Annotated in this window: 25 protein-coding genes and 1 tRNA gene; 25 read left to right on the top strand and 1 reads right to left on the bottom strand. The window is 60.4% G+C overall.

Translation table 11 applies throughout. The features are described from left to right. Nucleotides 1-3 precede the first annotated feature (3 nt). From WC529_07670 to rodA, 3 genes are read left to right on the top strand one after another with little or no spacing between them, the layout of a single operon-like run. Entirely contained in the window at nucleotides 4-819 is an 816-nt protein-coding gene (locus tag WC529_07670; protein ID MFA5114154.1) for a polyprenyl synthetase family protein, read from the top strand. Continuing rightward, entirely contained in the window at nucleotides 816-2219 is a 1404-nt protein-coding gene (gene trpE, locus WC529_07665; protein ID MFA5114153.1) for an anthranilate synthase component I, read from the top strand. Before WC529_07670 ends, trpE begins: the two co-directional genes overlap by 4 nt. An 11-nt stretch (nucleotides 2220-2230) precedes the next feature. Next, the gene (gene rodA / locus WC529_07660; protein ID MFA5114152.1) at nucleotides 2231-3454 is read left to right on the top strand and encodes a rod shape-determining protein RodA; all 1224 of its coding nucleotides are present in this window, start codon (nucleotides 2231-2233) and stop codon (nucleotides 3452-3454) included. Here rodA and WC529_07655 read toward each other — a convergent pair. Continuing rightward, complete coding sequence (locus WC529_07655) at nucleotides 3451-4656, bottom strand: hypothetical protein (protein MFA5114151.1); 1206 nt, start codon at nucleotides 4654-4656, stop codon at nucleotides 3451-3453. The genes rodA and WC529_07655 overlap by 4 nt on opposite strands. 77 nt (nucleotides 4657-4733) lie before the next feature. Here WC529_07655 and gap point away from each other — a divergent pair, with 77 nt between their 5' ends. The 22 genes from gap to acpS all read left to right on the top strand — a co-directional run bounded on the left by gap (nucleotide 4734) and on the right by acpS (nucleotide 21720). After that, complete coding sequence (gap, locus tag WC529_07650; GenBank protein MFA5114150.1) at nucleotides 4734-5777, top strand: type I glyceraldehyde-3-phosphate dehydrogenase; 1044 nt, start codon at nucleotides 4734-4736, stop codon at nucleotides 5775-5777. Between the two features lie 8 nt (nucleotides 5778-5785). Continuing rightward, complete coding sequence (locus tag WC529_07645; protein MFA5114149.1) at nucleotides 5786-6982, top strand: phosphoglycerate kinase; 1197 nt, start codon at nucleotides 5786-5788, stop codon at nucleotides 6980-6982. 22 nt (nucleotides 6983-7004) lie between these two features. After that, nucleotides 7005-7077: transfer RNA gene (locus WC529_07640), tRNA-Ala, on the top strand. Between the two features lie 21 nt (nucleotides 7078-7098). Next, nucleotides 7099-7320, top strand: a complete 222-nt coding sequence (secG, locus tag WC529_07635; protein ID MFA5114148.1) for a preprotein translocase subunit SecG — start codon at nucleotides 7099-7101, stop codon at nucleotides 7318-7320. Between the two features lie 13 nt (nucleotides 7321-7333). Next, the gene (locus WC529_07630) at nucleotides 7334-7993 is read left to right on the top strand and encodes a hypothetical protein (protein MFA5114147.1); all 660 of its coding nucleotides are present in this window, start codon (nucleotides 7334-7336) and stop codon (nucleotides 7991-7993) included. Nucleotides 7994-8013: 20 nt separating this feature from the next. Next, nucleotides 8014-8526: a hypothetical protein gene (locus WC529_07625; GenBank protein MFA5114146.1), complete on the top strand. Its 513-nt coding sequence runs from the start codon at nucleotides 8014-8016 to the stop codon at nucleotides 8524-8526. A 93-nt stretch (nucleotides 8527-8619) separates the two neighbouring features. Next, nucleotides 8620-9570 carry a phospho-N-acetylmuramoyl-pentapeptide-transferase gene (gene mraY / locus WC529_07620; GenBank protein ID MFA5114145.1) on the top strand — a complete coding sequence of 317 codons (951 nt, stop codon included), beginning with the start codon at nucleotides 8620-8622 and terminating at the stop codon, nucleotides 9568-9570. Beyond that, entirely contained in the window at nucleotides 9561-10805 is a 1245-nt protein-coding gene (gene murD / locus WC529_07615) for a UDP-N-acetylmuramoyl-L-alanine--D-glutamate ligase (GenBank protein ID MFA5114144.1), read from the top strand. The genes mraY and murD overlap by 10 nt, the downstream gene beginning before the upstream one ends. Next, nucleotides 10784-11872, top strand: a complete 1089-nt coding sequence (ftsW, locus tag WC529_07610) for a putative lipid II flippase FtsW (GenBank protein MFA5114143.1) — start codon at nucleotides 10784-10786, stop codon at nucleotides 11870-11872. Before murD ends, ftsW begins: the two co-directional genes overlap by 22 nt. Further along, nucleotides 11853-12881 (top strand): undecaprenyldiphospho-muramoylpentapeptide beta-N-acetylglucosaminyltransferase, encoded by a 1029-nt coding sequence (gene murG / locus WC529_07605; protein MFA5114142.1) that lies wholly within the window; start codon nucleotides 11853-11855, stop codon nucleotides 12879-12881. Before ftsW ends, murG begins: the two co-directional genes overlap by 20 nt. Next, nucleotides 12872-14254 (top strand): UDP-N-acetylmuramate--L-alanine ligase, encoded by a 1383-nt coding sequence (gene murC / locus WC529_07600; GenBank protein MFA5114141.1) that lies wholly within the window; start codon nucleotides 12872-12874, stop codon nucleotides 14252-14254. The genes murG and murC overlap by 10 nt, the downstream gene beginning before the upstream one ends. After that, nucleotides 14251-15111, top strand: a complete 861-nt coding sequence (gene murB, locus WC529_07595; GenBank protein ID MFA5114140.1) for a UDP-N-acetylmuramate dehydrogenase — start codon at nucleotides 14251-14253, stop codon at nucleotides 15109-15111. Before murC ends, murB begins: the two co-directional genes overlap by 4 nt. Further along, the gene (locus WC529_07590) at nucleotides 15108-15941 is read left to right on the top strand and encodes a transketolase (protein ID MFA5114139.1); all 834 of its coding nucleotides are present in this window, start codon (nucleotides 15108-15110) and stop codon (nucleotides 15939-15941) included. Before murB ends, WC529_07590 begins: the two co-directional genes overlap by 4 nt. After that, nucleotides 15938-16879 carry a transketolase family protein gene (locus WC529_07585; protein ID MFA5114138.1) on the top strand — a complete coding sequence of 314 codons (942 nt, stop codon included), beginning with the start codon at nucleotides 15938-15940 and terminating at the stop codon, nucleotides 16877-16879. Before WC529_07590 ends, WC529_07585 begins: the two co-directional genes overlap by 4 nt. Further along, a complete protein-coding gene (locus WC529_07580; GenBank protein MFA5114137.1) occupies nucleotides 16876-17337 on the top strand; it encodes a cytidine/deoxycytidylate deaminase family protein in 462 nt (153 codons plus the stop codon). Before WC529_07585 ends, WC529_07580 begins: the two co-directional genes overlap by 4 nt. Continuing rightward, entirely contained in the window at nucleotides 17312-18175 is an 864-nt protein-coding gene (pheA, locus tag WC529_07575; protein MFA5114136.1) for a prephenate dehydratase, read from the top strand. Before WC529_07580 ends, pheA begins: the two co-directional genes overlap by 26 nt. A 1-nt stretch (nucleotide 18176) precedes the next feature. After that, nucleotides 18177-18401, top strand: a complete 225-nt coding sequence (locus tag WC529_07570) for a hypothetical protein (protein MFA5114135.1) — start codon at nucleotides 18177-18179, stop codon at nucleotides 18399-18401. A gap of 2 nt (nucleotides 18402-18403) precedes the next feature. Further along, on the top strand, nucleotides 18404-18700 hold the full coding sequence (locus WC529_07565; protein ID MFA5114134.1) for a hypothetical protein: 297 nt from the start codon (nucleotides 18404-18406) through the stop codon (nucleotides 18698-18700). A gap of 1 nt (nucleotide 18701) precedes the next feature. Further along, on the top strand, nucleotides 18702-18908 hold the full coding sequence (locus WC529_07560) for a YtxH domain-containing protein (GenBank protein MFA5114133.1): 207 nt from the start codon (nucleotides 18702-18704) through the stop codon (nucleotides 18906-18908). Beyond that, nucleotides 18893-20431 carry an arginine--tRNA ligase gene (argS, locus tag WC529_07555; GenBank protein MFA5114132.1) on the top strand — a complete coding sequence of 513 codons (1539 nt, stop codon included), beginning with the start codon at nucleotides 18893-18895 and terminating at the stop codon, nucleotides 20429-20431. The genes WC529_07560 and argS overlap by 16 nt, the downstream gene beginning before the upstream one ends. Next, nucleotides 20432-21346 (top strand): branched-chain amino acid transaminase, encoded by a 915-nt coding sequence (locus tag WC529_07550; GenBank protein MFA5114131.1) that lies wholly within the window; start codon nucleotides 20432-20434, stop codon nucleotides 21344-21346. Then, a complete protein-coding gene (acpS, locus tag WC529_07545) occupies nucleotides 21346-21720 on the top strand; it encodes a holo-ACP synthase (GenBank protein MFA5114130.1) in 375 nt (124 codons plus the stop codon). Before WC529_07550 ends, acpS begins: the two co-directional genes overlap by 1 nt. The last annotated feature ends 27 nt before the right edge of the window (nucleotides 21721-21747 follow it).

The following is a 21747-nucleotide window of genomic DNA, read 5'->3' as shown; positions in this document are numbered from 1 at the left end:
CTAATGCCTAATGCCGAACTAAGGATCATTGAGCGGGAATTAAATAAAAATCTGCCGAAAAAAGGCAAGTTAGCTATGGCGATGCGCTATTCGGTCTTGGCCGGCGGGAAACGTTTTCGGCCGATCCTCTGCCTGGCGGTGGCCAAAGCGTTGGGAAAACCTCCTGCCAAGGTTCTCCCTTTTGCCTGCGCCGTCGAAATGATCCACACCTTCACTTTGATCCACGACGACCTGCCGGCGATGGACGACTCCGACCTGCGCCGGGGAAAGCCGACCTGCCACAAGAAATACGGCGAAGCCCTGGCGATCCTGGTCGGCGACGCGCTCAGCACGCTGGCGTTCGGGCTGATCGCCGATCAGCCCAAGGCGGTCAAGGAACTGGCCGGCGCCTTGTTCGAGGTGGTTGAAGGGCAGGTGGCCGACGTTGCCGCGCCGGAGAAAAAACTAACACTGAACCGGCTGCGCGCCATCCACCGCTGGAAGACGGCGGCGCTGCTCAAGGCCTGCGTCCGCGGGACGGCCGCGATCTGCGGCGCGACGGCGCGCCAAACAACCGCGCTGACCGCGTACGCCGAACATCTCGGGATGGCTTTTCAGATCGCCGACGATATCCTGGACGTGACCGCGACCGCCCGGCAATTGGGGAAGCCGGTCCGGGCCGACAGCAAAAAGGGTTTTCCGTTCGTCGTCGGCCTGGCGCGGTCCAGGGCGCTGGCGGCGGCGGAGAGGGACCAGGCCTTGCGGCGGCTGGCGCCGTTCGGTCCGCGCGCCCGGCGCCTGGCCGAGTTGGCTTGCTACGTTACGGAGCGTGAAAAATGATAAAACCGGACCTGAAAGAGTTCAAACGCCTGGCGAAAAAGGGGAACCTGGTCCCGGTCTACAAGGAGATCGTGGCCGACATGGAAACGCCGGTCTCGGCGTTCAAGAAGATCGCCGGCGACCATTCTTTCCTGCTGGAATCGGTCGAAGGCGGGGAAAAGATCGCGCGCTATTCTTTTTTGGGGACCTGTTCCGCGTCACGGGTCGCGAGTCCCGGGTCTTTTGAGGAGATTCGGACATTGCTGAAAGAGTACAAGCCGGTTAGTATTCCCGGCTTACCCAGGTTCAGCGGCGGGCTGGTCGGCTATATCGGCTATGACGCCGTCCGGCAGATCGAAAAGATCCCCAACGCCAATCCCGACGACCTGAACATTCCCCTGATGCAATTTATCATGGCCGACGCCATCCTGGCGTTCGATCACATCAAGCATAAGATCGTGATCATTGCCAACGCGCGGATCGCCGGCGACCCGGCCCGGGCGTACCGGAGCGCTTGCCGGCGGATCGCGGGGCTGGAAGCCAAGCTGAAAAAACCGCTGCGGACGACCGAGCTGGAGACCGGGCGGCGGCGCGCGGTCAAGTTCCAGAGCAACGTCACCCGCCGGGAATACGAAGAGATGGTCCGGCAGGCAAAAGCCCATATCAAAGCCGGAGACATTATTCAGGTAGTGCTTTCCCAGCGCCTGGAAGCTAAGTGCCATGCTGACCCGTTCGATATTTACCGGGCGCTGCGCGTGCTCAATCCTTCCCCTTACATGTATTACTTGCGTTTGGGCGACCTGCAGATCGTCGGCTCTTCACCGGAGGTCATGGTCCGGCTGGAAGGCGGGCTGGCCACCCTGCGGCCGATCGCCGGGACCCGCCCGCGCGGCCGCGACGAGGCCGAAGACAAGAAACTGGCCGATGACCTGCTGGCGTCCAAAAAGGAGCGGGCGGAGCACGTGATGCTCGTTGACCTGGGCCGCAACGACCTGGGCCGGGTCTGCGACTGGGGGAGCGTCAAGGTGACGGAAGAGATGGTGATCGAGAAGTATTCGCACGTCATGCACATTGTCAGCAACGTCAACGGCCGGCTGAAGCGCGGCCGGGACGCCATCGACCTCGTCAAGGCGGTCTTTCCGGCGGGGACGGTCTCCGGCGCGCCCAAGGTCCGGGCGATGGAGCTCATCGACGAACTGGAGAACCGGCAGCGCGGCCTCTATGCCGGCTGCGTCGGCTATTTCAGCTTTTCCGGCGAACTTGATTCCGGCATCGCGATCCGGACGATCTTGATCAAGGACGGCAAGGCCTACGTTCAGGCCGGAGCCGGCCTGGTCTACGATTCGGTCCCGGCCCGGGAATACCAGGAGACCTTGAACAAGGCCAGGGCGCTTTTGACCGCGGTCGAGACCACCAGATGATCAATTTTCGCATGTTAAGATTGTCCGACGCGGCGATCTGGGCCGCGGCCGGCGCGCTGCTCTTCATCGGTTTTCTGGCGATCTTCAGCGCGAGCTACATGATGCAGGCCAAGGCGGGGACCGAACCGCTCTTGCTGGTGACCAGGCAATTCCTGGCCTTGCTGGTCGCTTTGTCCGGCCTGGCGTTCTTTTGCTATCTTGACTACCGCCACCTGCAAAAGGCGGCCCCATTCCTCTACCTTTTAGTGGTGGGATTGCTGGTCGCCGTGCTGCTGGCCGGTTCCGGCGCCTCCGGGGCGCAGCGCTGGTTCCAGCTCGGCTTCTTCTCGTTCCAACCATCCGAAGTGGCCAAGCTGGTGCTGATCATCGCGTTGGCGGCGTTCCTGGGCCGCGGCAAAGAATTCCGCTCCGGCTGGGAAGCGCCGGCGCTCCTGGCGCTGGTCGGCTTGCCGTTCCTCTTGATCTTTAAACAACCGGACCTGGGGACCGCGCTGGTCCTTTTTGCCATTTTGCTCGGCATGCTGGCCGCGGCCGATTCGGCGCCGCTGCTCCTCCTGCTGCTGGTCACGCCGGTCTTGTCGATCTTGCTGCGGCCGCTCTTGTTCCTCTGGCTGCTTTACCTGTTCAGCGTGGCGCTGGCGCTCTTTTTGACCCGGGCGCGGACGTTCGACTGGCTGGCGGTGCTCGGCCTCAATATCGGCGTCGGCGTGGCCTTGCCTTTCCTCTGGGGGACGCTGAAGTCATACCAGCGGCTGCGGATCGTCGCCTTCCTGAATCCCGGGGCCGATCCGCTGGGGGCGGGGTACCACACGCTGCAAAGCAAGATCGCGATCGGCAGCGGCGGCCTGCTGGGCAAGGGGTTTTTGCGCGGTTCGCAAACGCAGCTCCAATTCATCCCGGAGCAATTTTCCGACTTTATCTTTTCGGTCGTCGGCGAGGAGTTCGGCTTGCTGGGCGCCCTGCTGGTGCTCGCCTTGTTCGGCCTGCTGATCTGGCGCGGCCTGGTGATCGCCGGCGCCGCCCGCGACCGCTTCGGGAAACTGCTGGCGTACGGCATCGTCACTATGCTGCTTTTCCACTGCGGGGCGAACATCGGCATGGCGCTGGGCATTTTACCGGTCGTGGGCATTCCCTTGCCGCTGCTCAGCTACGGCGGCACTTCGCTGTTCATGAACCTGTGCGCGCTCGGTATTTTACAAAGTATTTCGATGCGGCGGCAGAAATTATTGTTCTAGAGGTTGAACTTGGCTTCCTGGACGCCGCGCGCTTCAAAGGTCTCATTTTTGACCGAGATAATGACTTGCCGGCAGCTCAGCCATTCTTCGCCCCGTTTTAAATAGACGTTCCCGCTCAACGCCAGGGTCTCAAGCTTATCGTCGTAAAACGCGCTGTCCGACCGGGCTTCCCGCCCTTGCTGGGTGACTTCCACGCTGCCGGTCGCCCGGGCGTCGCCGGTCTTGAGCGAAAAAACCATCTCCCGCGCCGCGATCACGGTCTTTTGCCGCAATAATCTCTTTTGCTCGGGCGAATCGAGCTGGCGCGCGGTTTCCGGCTTGATCTCGTTGGCCGCTTTTTCCAGGACCGTCCGGGTGCCGTCCCGCAAGAGCAGCTGCTGGCGGCGGCGCGAATAGGTGCCGGCGCCGGCCAGCGATAATTTTTTTCCCTGGGTCACTTCGACGTTGCCGGCCAGGTCGATGTCCCGGTCCAGATCGACCGACAGGTCGGCCCGGTCGCACTTGATCAGGGTCCTGGTCCGGCTTTCCTTCAGCCGCAGCGTGATCCGGCCGGCGGCTTTCAGCGCTTCGGTCTCGCCGAAATATTCGAGCGTTTCGGCGACGATGTCGCTGTCCCGCCTGGTCAGGCGGATATTGCCCTGCAGGTTCGCGCTCTTGCGCTCATGGTCGATCGCGACCCGGCCGGCCCGGATGACGCTGTCGTGCTGGGCCAGCGTGATCTTGCCCGCCAGCTCCGAGCGTTTTTCCGCCGGCAAATATTTGATCACCGCGCCGGTCATGCGCAGCCAGTCGGCCTCTTTTTTCGGTTCCCTGGTGAATTTGCCGATGTCCAGGTAAGCGTTGACCCCGCCGGTCGCTTCCACGATCTCGCTGTGGCGCCAGGCCCGGGCGCTGGGCGCGCGCAGGCCGTGCAGGACCAGTTGTCCCTTTTTGTTGTAAAGCTTCCCCTGGCGCACGTCGGTCAGGTAGGTGATCTCCTGGGCTTTATCGGTCCAGCCGCTGCCGGCGTTCAGTTCCCAGACGGTTTGCCCGTCCTGCCTGCCGACCACCCGGGTCTGATGGAATTCCGCCAGCCGGTCGCTTTTATCCTGGGTAAAAAAAGTGTAGTCGCGCGGCGCGATCAGCCAGTAAGCGACCGCCAGCACCAGCAGGGAGAAAAACACGCCGAAAAAAATGCTCTTCCAGGAAAAACTTTCTTCCATGTTGACCATTATAGCAAACATTGCTATAATTCGCTTGATCGTTAAGTCGCTAAAATAAAGAAAGGGAAGGGTAAGAAATGGCAGTAAAAGTCGGGATCAACGGTTTCGGTCGGATCGGTCGGCAAGTGCTCAGCGCGATGGTCGACAAGGGGGTCTTGGGCAAGGAGGTCGAGGTCGTCGCCGTCGTCGATGTCGTGACCGACGCGAAATATTTCGCTTACCAGATGAAGTATGATTCGGTCCACGGCCGGTTCAAGGGGACCGTCAGCGCCGCGGCCGACGACGTGCTGGAGGTCAACGGCCAGAAGATCAAGTGCATCATGGCGACCAAAGAGCCGAGCCAGCTCCCCTGGAAGGACCTGGGGGTCGAGATCGTCATCGAATCGACCGGCCTCTTTACCGATTCGGAAAAGGCCAAAGGCCACCTGGCGGCCGGCGCCAAAAAAGTGCTCATCTCCGCCCCGGGCAAGGGCGAGGTCAAGACGATCGTCATGGGCGTTAATGATAACGAATACGACGCCGCCCAGCACAATATCATTTCCAACGCCTCCTGCACCACGAACTGCCTGGCCCCGGTGGTCCACGTGCTGGTCAAAGAAGGGATCGGCATCGAGACCGGTCTCATGACCACCATTCACGCCTACACCGCGACCCAGAAGACCGTCGACGGCCCGTCCAAGAAGGACTGGCGCGGCGGCCGGGCGGCGGCGATCAACATCATTCCTTCGACGACCGGCGCGGCCAAAGCGGTCGGCGAAGTGCTCCCCGTCACCAAGGGGAAATTGACCGGCATGTCTTTCCGCGTCCCGACGGCCGACGTCTCGGTGGTCGACCTGACCTTCCGGGCCAATAAAGATACGTCGATCGAAGAGATCGACGCCTTGCTCAAAAAAGCTTCCCAGACTTACCTTAAAGGTATCCTGGGCGTGGCCGACGAAGAAGTGGTTTCCACCGACTTTATCCATGACCAGCGCTCCTCGATCTACGACTCGCTGGCCACGTTGCAGAACAACCTGAAGGGCGAGAAACGGTTCTTCAAGGTCGTTTCCTGGTACGACAACGAGTGGGGTTATTCCTGCCGGGTCGTCGACCTGGTCAAGCTGATCGCGGCCAAAAAGTAGGGGAGAAAATGGCCAAACAGACGCTCGAGGACATTAAAGAGCTTAACAATAAGCGTGTCCTGGTCAGGGTCGATTTCAACGTGCCGCTGGACGACAAACAGCAGATCACCGATGATACCCGGATCCGGGCGGCTATCCCGACCATCCAGTACCTGGTCGACAAAGGGGCCAAGGTCATTCTTGTGTCCCACTTAGGCCGGCCCAAAGCCGGCCCGGACGATAAGCTCCGCCTCGCGCCGGTCGTGAAAAAACTTTCCGAACTGCTGAAGCTCCCGGTCGGCTATGTCAAGGATTGCGTTGGGCCCGCAGTGGAGAACGCGGTCGCCAGTCTGCACCCCGGCTCGGTCCTGCTGCTGGAGAACGTCCGCTTCTACAAGGAAGAGGAGAAGAACGACCCGGTCTTTGCCAAGAAGCTGGCGAGCCTGGCAGACCTTTACGTCAATGACGCTTTCGGCACCGCCCACCGCGCGCACGCTTCGACCGAAGGGGTGACGAAATATCTCAAAGGTTACGCCGGTTTCCTGATGGAAAAGGAGATCAAGTTCCTCGGCCAGCTGCTCGAGAACCCGGGGCGGCCTTTCGTGGCGATCCTGGGCGGCGCCAAAATCTCCGGCAAGATCGACGTCATTTCCAGCCTGATCAACAAGGTCGACACGCTGATCATCGGCGGCGGCATGGCCTATACGTTCTTCAAGGCGCGCGGGGTCGAGGTCGGCCAGTCACTGGTCGAAGCCGACAAGATCGAGCTGGCCAAAGAGACGCTGAAAAAAGCGATCGACCGCGGCATCCCGCTGATGCTGCCGATCGACCATCTCGTGGCCGACAAGTTCGACGCCAACGCCAATGCCAAGGTCGTGACCCGGGCCGGGATCCCCGCCGACTGGCAGGGGATGGACATCGGGCCGGAGACGATCACCAAGTTCGGCCACGCGATCAAGAAAGCGAAAACTATCTTCTGGAACGGCCCGATGGGCGTTTTTGAGTTCCCCAAATTCGCCAACGGGACCATGGCGATCGCCAAGCTGGTCGCCGAAGCGACCGCCAAGGGCGCGGTTTCGGTGATCGGCGGCGGCGATTCGGTCGCGGCGGTGGAAAAGGCCGGGCTGGCGGACAAGATGACCCATATTTCCACGGGGGGCGGCGCCTCCCTGGAATTTGTCGAAGGCAAAGTGTTGCCCGGTATCGCTTGCTTGCAGGATAAATAGTATAATCCAGCGTAGCGGACATGGGGGTGTAGCTCAGTTGGGAGAGCGCGGCGTTCGCAACGCCGAGGTCGTCGGTTCAATCCCGATCACCTCCAAATATCATTAAAGGAAAGGTCATGAAAACATTATTATTGTTGGTCCAGTTCGTTGCGGCCGCGTTATTGATCGTCGCGGTCCTGCTCCATTCCGCCAAGGGTGAAGGTTTAGGCGGGATCGGCGGTTCGGCGAAGCTGTTCGGTACCCCCAAGGGGATGGAAGAGGGCTTGGACCGGATCACCTGGGGGTTAGCGATCGCTTTTATGGCGGTTTCCGTTTTGTTGGCCGTTATTAAGGCCTAAAAGGAGGCGTCTTATGGATCTAATGTCGTTGTTGGCCCCGTTCGCTGCCGCTTGGTCGGTCATCTCTCCGCTCATTGTCAGCCTCGTTACGGCCCTGGTCCTGCTGCTCATCGGTTTCCTGGCCGCTAAAGGGCTTGCTTATGCCGTTGTTTACGTGCTGAAACTGGTCCAGCTTGATAAAGGGAGCAAAGCGGTCAAGTTCAACACGGTCCTGGAAAAAGGGGAGGTCAAAAAGGGCCTGTCCGATATCCTCGGGGAGATCGTTTATTGGGCCGTCCTTTTTATCACGGTCATCGGCGTTGCCAAGCTGTTCGGCGTCAAGATCGAGCCGGCTATCGCCAAAGTTGTCATCTACCTGGGACTGGTCATGATGGTGGCGATCGTCCTGGGAACCGGGCTTTTCCTGGCTACCTTGTTAGCCAATATCGTCAAGATCGTCTGCCTGAACTTCGGCGTTGAGGGGGGGAAATCGCTGGCCAGGGTCGTTTACTACCTGGTGATCATTTTTACTTTCCTGGCAGCGCTGTCGCAGCTCGGCTTGCGGCCCAGCTCCATAGTCGGCAAGCTGGATATCCTCCTGGGGGCGCCGGCACTGGCGGCGGCGATCGCCTTCGGCCTCGGCTGCAAGGATATGGCGGCCGATTTCTTGCATAATATCTTCAAAGGCAAATAAAAAATAAAGGAGGTGAAAACATGAAAAAAATCATTGCTTTAACATTGCTCCTGGCTTGCGCTCTGTCCGTGGCGGCACTGGCGGCCCCGAAACGGTCCTTCACGCCGGCTCCGGCTGTGGCGCCGGTCTCGTCGGCTCCGGCCGGCGACGACTGGTCGGGCAAAATGGCGCTGGGCTGCATCGGCGGTACGCCGGCCTTCAAATACCATTTCAACAAGGACATGATGGTAGCGATCGGCGGTAATTACTTTACCTTTACCGGCGGTTCCCAGACCACATTGCTCGGCAAGTTCGATTACACGATGGGGAACGTCGGCGGGGTCCAGACAATGGCCGGCGGTTACATCACCAGCACGTCCGTGGCCGGTGCCAGCCAGACGACTTTCGGCGGTACCTGGGGTTTCCGGACATTGGTCCAGCCGAACATGTCGCTGGGCGCCGATATTATCCTGCTCAGCAGCACTTCTGCTGGCGGCGCGACGACCACCGGAATTTTGCCCGGGGTCTTCATAAACGCGGGTTATTACTTATAAGTATCTTTGACCCGATTTTCCCAAGCCTCCCGCGATTTCTCGCGGGAGGCTTTTTTTATTGCCCGCAGGCCGAAAATATTGTAAAATGGATAAGTGCTAAACTCGATCGCGATCTTTTTGTCGGCGGCGCTGATCTCGCTGCTCGTTACTTTCCCCCTGCTCTGGCTTCTCCGGTTGATCCGGGCCGGCCAACCGGTCAGGGCAGAGGGGCCGGCCACGCATCTGGGCAAGGCGGGGACCCCGACCATGGGGGGGATCGGTTTTGTCCTGGTCATGATCGTTCTGGCCTTGATCCTGATCAACGTGGAATTCCACCCCGCTTACCTGGCCCTGGTGCTGCTGACCCTCTGTTTCGCCCTGATCGGCCTGGCGGATGACTCGCTCAAGATCGTTTTTAAACGGAACCTCGGTTTAACCTTCTGGGAAAAGATTGCGCTGCAAACGGCGGCCGCCGGGGTCTTTGCCATTGTCCTGACCTGGCTGGGACATAACCTGGGAGTGTGGGGCATTATTCCCTGGTTAGGCCTGTACCAGCCGCTGGTCTACCCGTTCTTTGTCGCTTTTATCGTTGTCGGCATGGCCAACGCGACCAATTTAACCGATGGTCTTAACGGCTTGTTGGCCGGGACCGCGACGATCGCTTTCCTGGCGTTCGCCGTGCTGGCCAACAAGGCCAGCCAACCGGAAGCCGCGACTTTCGCGCTGATCGGCGCCGGAGCGGTCATGGCGTTTCTTTATTTTAATTTTCCCAAAGCCGGCCTGTTCATGGGCGACGTCGGTTCACTGGCGGTCGGCGCCGCGCTGGCCGGATTGGCGATCATCCTGCGGGCGGAGCTCCGCCTGGCGGTGATCGGCGGGATCTTTGTCCTGGAGGCGGTTTCCGTCATTATCCAGGTCGGTTCGTATAAAGCCTTTAAACGGCGGGTCCTGCCGATGGCTCCGCTGCATCATTCTTTTGAGCTTTTAGGGATCAAGGAGTGGGTGATCGTGGTCGGTTTCTGGATCGCCGGGCTGGCGCTGGCGATAGTTGGACTATGGAGCTAAAAGGGAAAAAGGTCGCGATCTTCGGGCTGGGCAAAAGCGGCCTGGCGGCCAAGGATAAACTGTCGGCGCTCGGCGCGGTCATTAGAACGACCGATTCCAAAGTCAGCCCGCACACGCTCGACGATATCGCGGGGGCCGACTTGATCGTGGTCAGCCCGGGGGTCCATTTAGATATCCCGGTTCTGCGGGAAGCGAAAAAGCGGGGGATCAAGATCGTGGCCGAGCTGGAGCTGGCTTCCTGGTTCATCAAGAAACCGATCGTCGCCATTACCGGGACCAACGGCAAAACGACCACGACCACCCTGGTCGGCGAGATGCTGAAAGCGGCCGGCCGGCGGGTCTTTGTCGGGGGTAACATCGGCGCGCCGCTGGCCGGGATTGCCGACGCGGACCTGGATTATATCGTGGCCGAGGTCAGCAGCTACCAGCTGGAAGCGTGCGACACGTTCAAACCGTACGTCAGCGTGCTGCTTAATATCCAGCCGGACCATCTCGAACGGCACCACACGATGGCCGAATACATACAGCAAAAGGCGCGAATATTCGCTAACCAGACGGGTGACGATTATCTGGTCTATAACGAGGACGACCCGGAGGTCAAAAAAATGGTACTGGGTGCCAGGTGCCGGGTACTGGGGTTTGCAAAGGAGCGGGCGGCGGAAATCATCACCATCAAACCGGAAGAAATAAAGATCCCGGGGAAACATAACCTGGAAAACGCGCTGGCCGCGGCGCAGGCTGCCGCACTCTGCGGCGTGCCCACAGCGGTCGTGGCCGAGGTCTTAAAGACTTTTCCCGGCGTGGAGCACAGGATCGAATACGCCGTGACGGTCAACGGCGTCGATTTTTACAACGATTCCAAGGGAACTAACCCGGACTCGACCATGGTGGCGATCGACACTTTCCCCGGCCGGGGGATCGTGTTGATCCTGGGGGGCAAGGATAAAGGGACCGACCTGCAGCCGCTGGCCCGGAAGATCAGGGAACGGGTCAAGGCGGTCGTCACGATCGGCGAAGCGGCTGAACGGTTCACGGCGGCTTTAAAAGCTGCCGGTTATGATCAGGTTTATCCGGCCGGGTTTTCACTGGCAGACGCGGTCAAACAGGCACAGGGACTGGCTAAGTCCGGTGACCTGGTCTTGTTCTCGCCCGCTTGCGCCAGCTTCGACATGTTCAACAACTACGAAGAACGGGGGAGGGCTTTTAAACAGCTATGCCGAAGCCTAAAAGCCTAGACTATTTATTTCTGTTCGCCGTCATCGCGCTCTGCGCCGTCGGGTTGACCATGGTCTTTTCCGCCAGTCCGACGATGGCGATGAAATACGGGGACACGCTTTATTTCGTCAAGCGCCAGCTCTTTTATCTGGCGCTCGGCTTCGCCGCGTTGTATTATGCCTACCGGCTCGACCTTGATAACCTGAAAAGCAAAGCCGGTTTGATCATGGTCATGGCGGTCGCCCTGCTGATCGCCGTCTTTATTCCCGGAGTAGGCCGCAAGGTGCTGGGCGCCTCGCGCTGGATCGACCTCGGTATCCTGTCGTTCCAGCCTTCCGAGTTTATCAAGTTCGCCATGGTCCTGTTCATGGCCAAGTGGCTGGCGGACCGCAAAACAGTGCTCGGCGACCTGGTCAAGGGGTTCTTGCCGCCGTTGCTGTTGTTGGGCCTGGTCTCGCTCCTGATCATGAAGCAGCCCGACATGGGGACGAACCTGGCGATCGCCGGGACCTTTTTTGTCATGCTGTTCGTGGCCGGAGCGAATCTCTGGCATCTGGGTGGCCTGGGCCTGCTGGGCATACTGGTGATCGCCGCGCTCAGCATTACCACGCCGTATCGCCTGCGGCGCCTGCTGGCTTATCTTGACCCGTGGCAGGACCCTCAGGGGATCGGTTTTCACATCATCCAGTCGCTCCTCGCCGTCGGTTCCGGCGGTTTGTTCGGCCTGGGCTTGGGCGCTTCGCGGCAAAAGTTCTTTTACCTGCCGCAGCAATTCACCGATTTTATCTTCGCGATCCTGTGCGAAGAGCTCGGTTTCGTCGGCGGCGCGGCGGTGGTCTGTTTGTTTTCCCTGTTCGCGGCCCGGGGCTTCTTGATCGCTATGGCGGCCAAAGACGACTTCAAGCGTTACCTGGCCGTCGGCCTGGTCAGCTGGCTGACAATTCAGGCGCTGATCAATATCATGGTGGTGCTCGGGATCATACCGACGACCGGCATCCCTTTGCCGTTCATCAGTTACGGCGGGACCGCGACCATTATCAATCTGTTCGCCGTGGGAGTAGTGTTAAATGTCTCCAGAAAACCGTAAAGTCGTGATCGTCGCTGGGGGGACCGGCGGCCATATTTATCCGGGGATCGCGGTCGCTCAAGCCCTGGCCGGAGCGGACATCCTTTTTATCGGCAGCGCCGCCGGGCTGGAAAAAGAGCTGGTCCCGCCGGCCGGTTTTAACTTGAAGCTGATCAGGGCGCGGGCGCTGACGCGGCAATTTTCTTACAAGGCGGTGACCGCCCCGTTCGTGACGATCATCGGCTTTTTCCAGGCGTTGGCGATACTGGCGGCTTTTGCGCCCCGGGTGGTGCTGACCATGGGCGGTTACGCGGCGCTGCCGGTCGTCCTGGCCGCCAAAGCGCTGGGGATCAAGCTTTATGTCCACGAGCAGAACGTTCTCCCCGGCGTGACCAACAAATTGGCTTTCCGGCTGGCCGACAAGGTTTTTCTCTCTTTTCCCGAGTCGCTGAAGTATTGCGCGGGCGAGGTGGTCGGTAACCCGGTCCGGGCGGAGATCCTGAAAGCGCGCCGGACCAAAAAGGACAGACAAGTCGTGCTGGTCCTGGGCGGATCGCAGGGAGCGAGAAGCTTGAACCAGGCGGTCGCCGCGGCGTTGCCGAAAGTGGACGGCCGCCGCTGGGAGATCGTGCACAGCGTCGGCCGGCGCGATTTTCCCCAATACGGACACCTGCGTTCCGAACATTACCGGCCGCTGGAGTACATCGCTGACATGGCGGAAGCTTTGGCCGGGGCCGATCTGGTCGTCAGCCGGGCCGGCGCCACGGCGCTCGCCGAATTCACGGTCGTCGGCCTGCCGATGGTCCTGGTCCCGTACCCTTACGCGGCCGAAGACCACCAGGAGCTGAATGCCGATGTCATGGTCCGCGGCGGCGCGGCGCGCAAGATCGCCGACCGTGATTTTACCGCCGAACGGTTCCTGGCCTTGCTGAACGATCGAACGCTCGATCTGCCGCGGATGGGCGAGAACGCCAAAAAACTGGCCCGGCCGGCAGCGGCCCGGCTGATCGCCGAGGCGCTATGGAACTAGATCTCGAACGGGCAAAAAATATCCACCTGGTCGGGGTCGGCGGCTGCGGCGTTTCCGGCATCGCCCGGATACTGCACGAGATGGGCTTCAAGGTCAGCGGGTCGGACCTCAAGGAAGGGCCGAACACGATCCGGCTCAAGGACCTGGGGGTCAAGATCCACATCGGGCACGAATCGTCCCAGGTCCGCGACGCCGACATCCTGGTCTATTCCTCGGCGGTCACCGAAGAAAACCCGGAAATGAAAGAGGCCCGGGCCAAAGGGATCAAGATCGCCAAGCGGGCCGAGGTCCTGGCCTGGATCATGCAGCGGTCCCGGCTGAAGATCGCGGTCGCCGGGACGCACGGCAAGACGACGACCACGGCGATGATCGCCCGGGTGCTGGAAGCGGCCAAGCTCAATCCGACCTACCTGATCGGCTGCGACATGGATTACATGGACGGGAACGCCAAGCTGGGCGACGGCCAGTTCTTCGTCGCCGAGGCCGACGAATCGGACAGCTCGTTCCTCTATTACGCGCCGACCGCCGCGGTCATCACCAACATCGAAGCGGACCACATGGAGCATTTCGGCAGCATGGAAGAGCTGTTCGCGACCTTCGAGCGGTTCGCCGAAAAGGTCGATCCCGAAGGTTTTATCGCGATCGACGGGACCGACCGGAACAACCAGCACCTGAAAAAAGCGGTTAACCGCCGCTTCATCACTTACGGCCTGGATGCCGAGATGCAGTACAGCGCCGCCGACCTCAAATTCGCCAACTTCAGCTCGGCTTACACGCTCCTGCACAACGGCGAAGAGCAGGGGAAGGTCACGCTCTCCGTTCCCGGCTGGCAGAACGTGCTGAACAGCCTGGCGGTCTTTGCCGTCTGCCAGGAATACGGCCTGGATTTCGCCACGATCGCCAACGCGCTGCAGACCTTCATCGGCGCCCGGCGGCGTTTCTCCACCGTCGGGGAACAGGACGGGGTTCTGATCATCGACGATTACGCCCATCATCCGACCGAGATCAAGGCGACTTTGGCGGCCGCCCGCTCGGGTTGGCCGGGGCGCCGGATCATCTGCGTTTTTCAGCCGCACCGGTACACCCGGACCTTCCTGCTGAAAGAGCAGTTCGGCAAGGCGTTCGATAACGCCGATAAGGTGATCATCACCGACATCTACGCCGCGTCCGAGAAACCGATCCCGGGCGTGACCGGCCGGACGATCTCGGACCAGCTCCCGGCGGCCAAAACGACCTTTATCCCGAAAAAAGAGCAGATCGCCCAGGCGCTGATCGGCGAACTGAAAGAAGGGGACATTGTCATGACCCTGGGAGCGGGAGATATCTTCAACGTCGGGAAAGAGATCCTCTCCCGCTTAAAGATGAAACCATGAAACTGGCGCGCAACGAGCCGTTAAAAAAACACACTTCGTTCCGCATCGGCGGACCGGCGGACTATTTTTGCGTGCCGCGGGACGTTGCCGAACTGGCCGAAGCGCTGACCTTTGCCCGGGTCAGGAAAATGGCGGTCGCGATCATGGGGGCGGGGACGAACCTGTTATGTCTGGACAAGGGGTTCCGCGGCCTGGTCATCAAGTTCGCCGGCGGCCTGAACAAGCTGACGGTCCACGGGCGGATGGTCCATGCCGGCGGCGGAACGCCGCTGCCGCTTTTGGTCAACACCGCGCAGCGTCACGGTCTTTCCGGCCTGGAGTTCCTGGCCGGTATCCCGGGGACCGTCGGGGGCGCCGTGGTGATGAACGCGGGCGCCTGGGGAAAGGCGATCGGCCGTTCGGTCGTCCGGGTGGTCGTGCTCGATCAGGCCGGACGGGAAAAGGTTTTGCGGCCGGCCGCTCTCCGCTTCGGTTACCGGCGCAGCGCGCTGCAGAGCGGCAAGTACCTGGTCGTCGAAGTTGTCCTGCGCCTCCGCCGGGGGCGCAAGCGGTCGATCAAGGCGCGCATCAAGGCTTTTCTCAAAGAGCGCCAGGCCAAACAGCCGCTGGGGAGCCCGAACGCCGGTTCGGTCTTTAAAAACCCGCCGGGCAAATACGCCGGCAAACTGCTGGAAGCGGCGGGCTGTAAAGGGATGCGTTTTGGCGACGCACAGGTCTCGCCCAAGCACGCGAACTTTATCGTCAACCTGGGCGAGGCCAAAGCGCGCGACGTTCTGAAGCTGATGACCAGGATGATGGAGCGGGCAAAAATCAAACTTGAGCCGGAGCTGAAAATCATGGTAAAATCGAATTTATGAACGGCAAAGAACTGGAAGCGAAAGCGAACAAGCTGCGCCAGCACATTATCCAGATGACCTGCGCGGCCGCTTCCGGGCATCCGGGCGGCTCGCTCTCGGCGGCCGACATCATCGCCGTCCTTTATTTCCACCAGCTCCGGCACAAACCGCAGGAACCGAACTGGGCGGACCGCGACCGCTTCGTGATGAGCAAGGGCCACGCTGCGCCGGTCCTCTACGCCGCGCTGGCGGAGTCGGGATATTTCCCCGTCGATTACCTCAAGACCTTGCGCCGGGTCGGCAGCGCGCTGCAAGGGCACATCGATATGCTGTCGCTCCCCGGGATCGAAATGTCGACCGGCTCGCTCGGCCAGGGGCTGTCGGCGGCGAACGGCATGGCGCTGGCCGCCCGCCTCGATAAAAAGGCCTGGCGCGTCTATTGCCTGCTGGGCGACGGCGAATGCCAGGAGGGGCAGGTCTGGGAAGCGGTGATGACCGCGGCCCATTATAAGCTCGACAACTTAACGGCGATCGTCGATCACAACAAGTTCCAGATCGACGGCTGCCTGGCAGACATCAAGAACCTGGCGCCGCTGGCGGACCGGTGGAAAGCCTTTGGCTGGAACGTTATCACCTGCGACGGGCATCAGGTCCCGGCGCTCATTGCGGCGCTGGACCAGGCCGGACAGGCAAAGGGAAAACCGACCGTGATTATTGCCAACACCATCAAGGGGAAAGGGGTCAGTTTCATGGAAGCGAACCCGCTCGATTACCACGGTAAGGCGCCCTCGCCGGACGAAGAGAAAAAAGCGCTGGGCGAACTTTGCCGGCTGCCGGGGCCGGACCGATGAGGAGCGAAGCGACCCGCGACGCTTACGGCCGGGTCCTGGCCGAGCTCGGCAAAGAGAACAAGGATATTGTCGTTCTCGACGCCGATCTCTCCGTGTCGACCAAGACCTGCACTTTTGCCAAGGCTTTTCCCGACCGCTTTTTTGACCTGGGGATCGCCGAACAGGACATGATCGGCACCGCCGCCGGCCTGGCGGCGGCCGGCAAGATCGCTTTCGCTTCGACTTTTGCCGTCTTTGCTTCCGGCCGCGCCTGGGACCAGATCAGGATGTCGGTCGCTTATACCCGCCTGAACGTAAAAGTGGTCGTTACCCACGCCGGCATTACCACCGGCGAAGACGGCGCTTCGCACCAGGCGAACGAGGATATCGCCATCATGCGGGCGATCCCGAACCTGACGGTAGTCGTGCCGGCCGACGCGCTGGAGACCGAAAAGGTCATCCGGGCGGCGGTCGCTCTTTACGGACCGATGTATATCCGCCTCAGCCGGCCCAAGACCCCGGTCATTACCGAAGGGGTAAATTACGAATTCAAGATCGGCCGGGGGGTCGTGCTGAAAGAAGGCAAGGCCGCGACGATCATCGCCTGCGGTATGATGGTCGGCAAAGCGCTGGCCGCGGCGGAGATCCTGGGCAAAGCGGGGATCGACGCACGCGTGGTCAACATGCACACGATCAAGCCGCTGGATAAAGAGCTGATCGTCCGCTGCGCGCGCGAGACCGGCGCGATCGTGACGGCCGAAGAGCACTCGATCCTCGGCGGGCTGGGCGGCGCCGTGGCGGAAGTGGTGGTGGAGAACGAAACGGTGCCGATGGCCCGGGTCGGCTTGCACGACGTGTTCGGCGAATCGGGCACCCCCGACGAGCTCCTGGTCAAATACGGCTTGACCCCCGAAAACATTGTCACGGCCGTCCAGGCAGTCCTGAAGAGGAAAAAATGACCAGGCCTTCATGGGACGACTATTTTCTGAAGATCGCCCAGGACGTCTCCGAACGGGCCACCTGCATCAAACGCCAGGTCGGCGCGATCATCGTCAAAGACCACCGGATCCTGGCCAGCGGCTACAACGGCGCGCCAAAAGGTTTTGACCACTGCACGGAGCAGACCTGCATCCGCAAGCAGATGAACGTCCCCTCCGGCCAGCGGCACGAACTCTGCCGCGGCCTGCACGCCGAGCAGAACGCCATCATCCAGGCCGCCTGGCACGGGGTGCGGATCGAAGGGGGGACGATGTACTGCAACTATCAGCCGTGCGTCATCTGTGTTAAAATGATGATCAATGCCGGCATCGTCAGGCTGGTTTACACCGGCGGGTATCCGGACGAATTGGCCCAGGAGATGCTGAAAGAATCTGATCTGGAGGTAGTGAAATATGAAGGTAGGATTTCTCGGTCCTGAGGGGACGAACAGCGAAGAGGCCTGCCAGCTTTACTTGAAAAAGCTCGAGGATAAAGCGGAACTGCTCCCGTTCTCCACGATCCACGACGTGCTCTACGCCGCCGACCGCGGCAAGATCAACGAGGCGATCGTCCCGATCGAGAACTCGATCGAGGGGACGATCGGCACCGTGACCGACATGCTGGTCAAGGACGTCGATCTGCTGATCCGGCAGGAGCTGGTCATCCCGATCTATCATTACCTGATCGTCCAGAAAGGGATCGGCCTTCAGGAGATCACCGACGTCATTTCCAACCCCCAGGTACTGGACCAGTGCAAGGATTTCCTGCGGAAACATCTGCCCGGGGTCAAGCTCCACCTGGCTTACAGTTCCGCCGACGCGGTCCGCCAGGTGGCGACCTCGCTGGGCGAAAAGGTCATCGCGCACGGGCGGGTCAAGGGGAGCGTCTTTGCGGCGATCGGTACGGCTGCCTCCGCCAAGCTTTATAACCTGCGCATCGTTTCCGCCAAGATCAACGCCCAGGATAATCGGACCCGCTTCGTCGTGCTCTCGAAAAAGGACCACCCGCGGACCGGGCGCGACAAGACCTCGATCGTCTTTTCCATCGCCAGCGACCGGCCGGGCGGCCTGCACGACGTGCTCAGCGAATTCGCCGTCCGCAATATCAATCTGACCAAGATCGAGTCGCGGCCTTCTAAAAAGGCGCTCGGCGATTACTATTTCTTCGTCGACATGTTGGGACACCGGAACGACCGGGAGATCGCCGAGACCCTCAAAGAGATCAAGCGGAAGACCTCGCGGCTCAAGCTGCTCGGCTCGTACCCGCGGGGGAAATAAGATGAGCGAACGGCACGGTTCCAATCTACTGGAAGGTTTGCTGCTCGGCGGCATGATCGGCGCGGCGCTCGGTGTCCTGTTCGCGCCGGCCGCCGGCGCCAGATCGCGGGCCGCTCTCCAGCAGATGTTGAGCGAAGTCGGCCTGGATGGAGTGGTGGAGCGTTTCTCCGAGGCGTTCGAAGCCGGCAAAGAAGAGATCGCGAAGTCGCTTAAAGAGGGGGAATAATAATGGTGCAAGTCTACCTGGTCAACGCCCTGATCTTTTGCGTGATCCTGCTGGTCATTGCCCTGATCGTTGGCGCCGTCCAGCTGGTCATGATCCTGTTCGACCTGCGCAAAATGACCGACGAGGTCAAGAACAAGTTCCTGGCGGTCGCCTCGGTCCTCGATATCGTGACGCTGGTCGTCGGCGGCCTGGGCGGCGCGAAGAAAAAGTTCCAGGAGCAGGACGGCTCGACCATGGTGGCGTTCCTCGGCGGTCTGAAGAAAGCGCTGCAGGTCTTTTTCGGCAAGGAGGGTAAATAAGATGGGTAAAATGGGTGGTTTCCTGAAAACGGTCACTTTGGGTGGGTTGCTCGGTCTGGTCGCCGGCTTGCTTTTTGCCCCGCAAAAAGGGGAAGATTCCCGCAAACAGCTGCAGGACGCGGTGGAAAAGGGGAAAGATAAGTTCCAGGAGATAAAAGGGAAGATGGGCGGCTGCTGCGGCGGAGACTCTGATTGCTGCAAAGACTAGAACTGCTGGTCGCCGAGGCGCTCACAGAGCTCGGCGTTAACGAAACCAAAGGCGTCAAGCTAGATATCCCGCCCCGGCGGGAGCTGGGGGATTACGCCACCAACGCCGCGATCGTTTGCGCCCGCCGTTTATCCCGCCAACCGCTTGAACTGGCGGAGGCGATCGCCGCCCGCGTTAAATCCGACATGTTCGACCGGGTCGAGGTCGTCAAACCGGGGTTCATCAACTTCTTTTTGAACGAACAATTTATTCAACAAAGCGTTCTGGGGATCATTGCGAAGGATCGGGCCTGGGGAAAGGGGACTAAGGGACTAGGGACTAAAATACTGCTCGAATTCGTTTCCGCGAACCCGACCGGCCCGCTGCACGTCGGGCACGGCCGCTGGGCGGTCATCGGCGACGCCATCGCCCGCCTGCTCAAAGCGGCCGGTTACGGCGTCGAGACCGAATTTTACGTCAATAACATCGGCAACCAGGTCGACAAGCTCTGGGAATCGGTCCAGGCGGCAAGGAGCGGTCAACCGGTCCCGGAGAACGGTTACGGCGGGGCCTATATTAAGGACGTCAAAGGAAACTCCCAGGAAGAATGCCTCAGTTCGATCCTCAGCGAGCAAAAAACGACCTTAAAACAGCTCGGCGTCGAATTTACCCGCTTCTTTAACGAGAGCGACCTGCACGCCAAAGGCGAAGTTAAAGAAGCGATCGGCCGGCTGGCAAAGAACGGCAAGACGATGGTGGAGGAGGGGGCGGTCTGGTTCAAGTCGCAGGAGATGGGCGACGACAAGAACCGGGTCCTGGTCCGGGCCGACGGGACGCCGACCTATTTTGCGGCCGATCTTGCCTATCATCTCGACAAATACGCCCGCGGTTTTGACCGGCTGATCGATATCTGGGGGACCGACCACCACGGTTACGTGAAAAGGGTCAAGGCGGCGGTCGCGGCGATGGGCCTGCCGGCGGAGAAGCTGGAGATCATCATCGGCCAGCTGGTGACGCTTTACCGCGGCGACGAACCGGTCCGGATGTCGAAAAGGACCGGCGAGATGGTCACCCTGCAGGAAGTGATCGACGAGACCGGCGCCGACGCGACCCGTTTTTTCTTCGCCGCGACCGACGTCAATTCGCACCTTGATTTCGACCTGGAGCTGGCCAAGAAGCAGTCCAGCGACAACCCCGTCTACTACGTGCAGTACGCGCACGCCCGGATCTGCAGCATCATCAAGAAGGCGGGGGAGGAAGAACGCCGGGGCAAAGCCGACCTGTCCACCCTGACCGAACCGGCGGAGCGGGAGCTGATGCTGAAGCTGATCAGTTGGCCGGACGTGGTCGAGGGGGCCGCGCGGCTGCGCCAGCCGCACAAGGTGACCGAATACGGCAAGGAGCTGGCCACGGTCTTCCACCACTTTTACGAAAAATGCCGGGTGATCGGCAATCCCGCCCGGCTGGTCCTGGTCGACGCTTCTCGAATCACGCTGCGAAATGTGTTAGAATTATTGGGTATCAAGGCACCGGAGGCCATGTAAATGAAGTACGCGTTCTTCAAAGGCAAGATCGTCCCGTTCAGCGAAGCGAAGATCGGGATCATGACCCACGCTTTCAACTACGGGACCGGCGTGTTCGAAGGGATCCGCGGCTACTGGAACGCCGAAAAGAGCAACATGTACATCGTCAAGCTGCGCGATCATTACCAGCGGCTGGAGACGTCGACCAAACTGGCGCTCCATTCTTCCGTCAAGTATTCGTTGTCGGAACTGGAAAAGATCACCCTCGAGCTCTGCCGGAAGAACGACTATAAGGAAGACATCTACATCCGGCCGATCTACTACAAATCGCAGGAGAAGATCGGGCTGGGCCTGACCGGCATTGAAGAGGATTTCTGCATGTTCGTGTCGCCGTTCGGCGCTTATCTCGACATTAGCAAGGGGATCAGGGTCTGCGTCTCCAAATGGTGGCGGATATCCGAGAAGTCCGCGCCGCAGGGGGCCAAGATCAACGGCGCGTATTTCAACTCGTCGCTGGCCAAGGCCGAGGCGCTGGAAAAAGGGTTCGACGAAGCGATCCTCCTGTCGCACCAGAGAACGGTGGCGGAAGGTTCGGGGGAAAATCTTTTTGTGGTCAAGGACGGCAAGCTGATCACGCCGCCGCTCTCAGAAACGATCCTCCCCGGCATCACGCGCGTCTGCATTATGACGCTGGCGGAGAAAGAGCTGGGGGTCAAAACGGCGGAACGGCAGATCAAGCAGGACGAGCTTTATACGGCCGACGAGCTCTTCTTCTGCGGCACCGGCGCCCAGGTCTCGCCGATCGTCGACGTCGACGGAAAACGGATCGGCAGCGGCAAGCCGGGGCCGGTCACCATGAAACTGCAGAGCCTCTACTTTGCCGCCGCGCGCGGCGACAACCCCAAGTACGCCGACTGGGTAACACCCGTTTATTAATGATCACCGGCGTCGGCGTCGATATCATCGAGATCGGGCGGATCAAGAAAGCCGTGCAGAAGCACGGCAAAAGTTTCCTGCAAAAAGTCTACACCCCGAGCGAGATCCTCTACTGCCAGCTGCTGAAAAGCTACCGTTATCCCGAACTGGCGGTCCGCTTCGCGGCCAAAGAGGCCTATTCCAAGGCGCTCGGCACGGGGATCAGGGGGTTCGGCCGCTCGAACAAAGGGGTCGGCTGGCTTGATGTCGAGGTCGTCAACGATAAACGGGGCAAACCGCTGATCGCCGTCAAGGGGCGGGTCAACAAGAAGATCCACGTTTCCCTCTCCCACAGCCGCGACCAGGCGATCGCTTTCGTCGTACTGGAAAATTAAAAGTTGCATAGTTGTTGCTATTTTTGT

Source organism: Candidatus Margulisiibacteriota bacterium (assembly GCA_041650855.1).
In the GTDB taxonomy this organism is placed as follows: domain Bacteria; phylum Margulisbacteria; class WOR-1; order O2-12-FULL-45-9; family XYB2-FULL-48-7; genus JALOPZ01.
Note: the sequence above shows the minus strand (reverse complement) of the source record. Positions and strands in the feature narration are given on the sequence as shown.